This is a genomic window from Psychrobacter sp. 1Y4 (genome assembly GCF_051847555.1).
Map to the genome: position 1 here is coordinate 1 of NZ_JBPYDE010000209.1, position 966 is coordinate 966.

Annotated in this window: 1 protein-coding gene; it reads left to right on the top strand. The window is 52.8% G+C overall.

Annotation, left to right across the window (positions count from 1 at the left end; translation table 11 throughout):
• Positions 1-910: YadA-like family protein (locus tag ACS8FC_RS15290; RefSeq protein WP_439297401.1), on the top strand; the 910-nt coding region annotated here is incomplete at its 5' end.
• Positions 911-966 lie beyond the last annotated feature (56 nt).

Genomic DNA, 966 nt, shown 5'->3' on the forward strand with positions numbered 1-966 from the left:
CGGTGCTCAAGCTCAAGCCACTCAAGCGGGTGCGACTGCTATAGGTTGGCAATCAACTGCGAGCGGTGTCCGTGCCCAAGCCTTTGGTCATATAGCTTCGGCAACGGGCGAGCGCTCGACCGCAGTTGGTGAGGCAGCATCTGCACAAGGCGAACGCTCTGTGGCGTTAGGTAACGAATCGGTCGCTGGTGGCAGTAATGATACCGTCGCTATTGGTAATCTAGCCAATGCAGGTAATAACTCAGCCACCGCGGTCGGCGGTCAAGCCAATGCAGCAGGAACTGGCTCTACCTCGATTGGTTGGCAGTCAGCAGCAACTGGTTTACGCTCACAAGCGTTCGGTCATTTAGCCAAAGCAACTGGCGAACGATCAACTGCTGTGGGTGAAGCTGCGCAAGCACAGGGCGAGCGCTCTGTCGCGCTAGGTAATGAATCGGTGGCAGGCGGTTTAAACAGTATCGCTATCGGTAACGGCGCAACGGCAGCAGCTGACAATCAGATCGTCTTGGGTAACGCAGGTCAACTGCAAGCTAGTACCGCAGCACAGACAGGCACGACCAATCTTGTCACAACCGATGCCAACGGTACATTAGGTACCAGTGTCAGCGTAGACTCACTAGCAACCTCTAGACAGTTTAACGACTTACGTAGTCGATATGATCGTCAAGAAGATCGCTTGGATGAAGCCGAAGACGGTATCGCAATGGCACTGTCTCTAGAGACGCCAGTGATTCCTGCTGGTAAGCGCTATGCGATGTCATTTGGTACAGGCTATTACAATAGTAGCTCAGCATTGAGTACCTCATTTGCTGGCAGAATGAGCGATAGCATGACCATTTCGGCCGGTGCGGGTGTCGGGCTTGATACTGGAAAAGTCGGCGCTCGCGGCGGTGTCACTTTTGCTTGGTAATTCATTTACGTAGTAACTGCTCATAAATATCTACTGCCGCCTTGAGCTTATATAAG